The sequence below is a fragment of the Cohnella nanjingensis genome, assembly GCF_014212125.1.
Classification (GTDB): domain Bacteria; phylum Bacillota; class Bacilli; order Paenibacillales; family Paenibacillaceae; genus Cohnella; species Cohnella nanjingensis.
This window is the reverse complement of the sequence record NZ_JACJVP010000098.1, coordinates 1-2,903: the sequence shown is the minus strand read 5'-3', so window position 1 is coordinate 2,903 and position 2,903 is coordinate 1. Positions and strand designations below refer to the sequence as shown.

The following is a 2,903-nucleotide window of genomic DNA, read 5'->3' as shown; positions in this document are numbered from 1 at the left end:
GTACCAGTCGTTGACTTCCTTGGTGATCTCCTCGCCGCCGAGCTGATTCCACTTCTGCGCCATCGCGTCGAAGCTGTCGATAGCGTCGCCCATGATGATCTTGACATAGGTGGAGTTCAGCAGATCCGAGAGCGTGCTGTCCCGCTGCGCCATCAGCTCGGTAGGCAAGCTGAAGTATTGGTCCGGCATCATGAGGTCTTCCTGGACGATCTTCTCCAGCAGGCCGAGCGAACCTTCGGGTCCGAACACCTTGTAGATGCCCCATTGCGAGGCGTCTCCGCCCATGTAGGCCTGCACTTGATCGTAATAGCCCTTCTCCTCCGGATTGAGCTTGCTAGTGTCGCTGGATTGCAGAGCTTTGTTGACGTTCTGGTAGGCGGTCAGATTCTTCTTCGCTCCGAATGCCTGTACGTCCATGTATTTGAACGTATGGTATTCCTGCTTGGGGCCGTCATACATATATTTGAATTCCGCCTTGTCGCTGAACAGCTTCGTCACGAAGGCATCCATCGTCTTCACCAGCGCGTCGGGATATTTGCTCTTCTTGTTGACCACCCAGAACGTGCCGATGCCCGAGCTGATCTGCCCCTTCGCCGGCGCGGCGTCGACGGACGGGAGCTGGTACATCTCCCATTTGGCCTTCGGGTCCTTGGCCACCGATTTGCTGAGGTAGTTGATCGGATTGGCCATCGTCCCGAAGGTCATGCCTACCTTGCCGGCGATCATATCGTCGGTCAGCTGCGTCGCCGTCTTGACGGAGAACTCCTTGTCGATCTCGCCCGCTTTGTACATCTCCTGCAGCTTCGCGAGCGCCGCCTTCGCTTCCGGCTGAACGGCGCCGTAGGCGAGCTTGCCGCTCTGGCGCGGGTCTTGAATCCACATTTTCCCGTAGGCGTGGAACATATTGAAGAAGTAGTTCAACCCCCCGTAGCCGGAAAAGACGCTGCTCGTCAGGCCCAGGCCGACGGTATCGTCCTTGCCGTTCTGATCCGGATCGTTCTCCTTGAACGCCTTGGCCACGGCAAGCAGCTCATCGACCGTCTTCGGCGCGGACAGTCCCAGATTGTCCAGCCAGTCCTTGCGGATCCACAGCATGCCCGCGCCGTCCATCGTAGCCGTCACATAGGGCAGCGCCATGAGCTTGCCGTCGATCGTAGCCGCCTTCAGCGTAATGCCGCCGTCCTCGTTCAATCGGCTCTTGAGCAGCGGAGAAGCGTACTTCTCGTATACCTCCGTCAGATCGGCCACCGAATCGGCCTCGACCAACTGCTTGAACTGGGTCGAATCGACTTTGAAGAAGTCCGGCAGGGATCCTGAAGCGATCGTGACGTTCAGCTTGTCCTTGTAGCCGGCGCTGTCGGTGATCCAATCGTTCTTGATCGTGAATCCGTACGTGTCCGCCAAATACCGGGTCCAGATGTTGCTGTCCATGTTCTCGCCCGGGGCGAAGTTGGTGACGTCCGCCTGGGCTCTGACCGTCGTTACCGTAATGGGCGGATCGTACTTCCCGTCCGTCCCGGTCCCCGCCGATTGCGCGTCCTGGCCGCCGCCGCTCGAGGCCGAGCCGCTGCCGGAGGCCGGCGCCTTCGCATTGTCCGGCGTATTGTCCGAGCAGCCTGCGAGAACGGTTGTAATCGCTAACAATAACGCCATTGCGGTTGCAGCTTGTTGATTCCTTTTCATCGTTGTTCCCCCTATATGGAGTTGCGGGATATCCCTTCCCGTTCAAAGTATAGAGAATGTCCGTCGGCCTTAACTAGGGTATTATCTTGACAATACCGTCCAACCGTCAACTTGTTGCGCGTAATCCGTTGCGCCGGTCGAGCGGTTATTTATAATGAACGCATAACGGGATGCCGCCCGGCGGCGAAAGTCCGGCAGAGGAGCAGAAGGCTTGTCCCCGCCGTATCCCGACTATCCGATTGGAGGATTTTTTGCCATGAACGAACCGATTGCCGACTTATTCGCCGCTCCCCCTGCGGCCTATCGTCCCGCGCCCTTCTGGGTCTGGAACGACGAGATGACGGCGGAGCGCGTCCGCGAACAGCTGCGCGAGCTGAAGCGCTGCGGCTTCGGCGGCGCGTTCGTCCATCCGCGTCCCGGCCTAGTCACGGAATACCTCAGCGAGGAATGGTTCCGGCTCTGGTCGGAAGCGCTGGAAGAGGCGGAGCGCCTGGAGATGAAGCTGTATATATATGACGAGAATTCCTATCCGTCCGGATTCGCGGGCGGACATGTCCCCGCCGAGCTGCCGGACTGTCTGGCGAACGCGGCGATCTTCCGCGAGCTGCATCTCGGCGAGCTGCCGTCCGTGCTGCCCGTCGCCTCCGGCATGCTGAACCGGCCCGGCCATCCCATCCGCGTGTTCGCCTTCCGCGGCGGCGCGGAGACGGGGGAGGCGATCGGCGAGATCCAGGACGTGACCCAGCTGCCATACGCGGAATGGGAGGCGTACGGCGAACGCTTCCTCGTGTTCGAGATCGGCACGCCCGAGACGAACTCCTGGCTGGGCGGCTTCGCCTACACGGACTTGATGCGGCCCGAGGTGACCCGGCTGTTCTTGGAGACGACTTATGAAGCGTACCGCAGCNNCCCCGCGATCTTCACCGACGAACCGGAGATCTCCCCCGGCAACCTGTTCCAGCAGAACGGCGCTTCGTTCCTGCCCTTCAGCTATTGGTTCGCCGGACAGTTCGAAGCGCGCAACGGCTACGATCTCAAGGACTATCTTCCGTACCTGTTCCGAGAGGTGAAGCCGGACGCGTTCGACCGCGATCCCCGCAAGGTGCGCTACGATTACTACCATACGATCCGGGAGATCTGGGTGGAGAGCTTCGTGCAGCCGATCTCGGCGTGGTGCGACCGCCACGGCATCGCCTGGACCGGCCACTATCTGGAGCATA

The 2,903-nt window shown here is 60.3% G+C and carries 1 protein-coding gene; it reads right to left on the bottom strand.

Annotated elements, in window-relative coordinates; genetic code table 11:
- A partial coding sequence (locus tag H7C19_RS34030; protein WP_221469625.1) for an extracellular solute-binding protein occupies nucleotides 1-1,653 on the bottom strand: 1,653 nt, incomplete at its 3' end.
- Nucleotides 1,654-2,903: the final 1,250 nt, after the last annotated feature.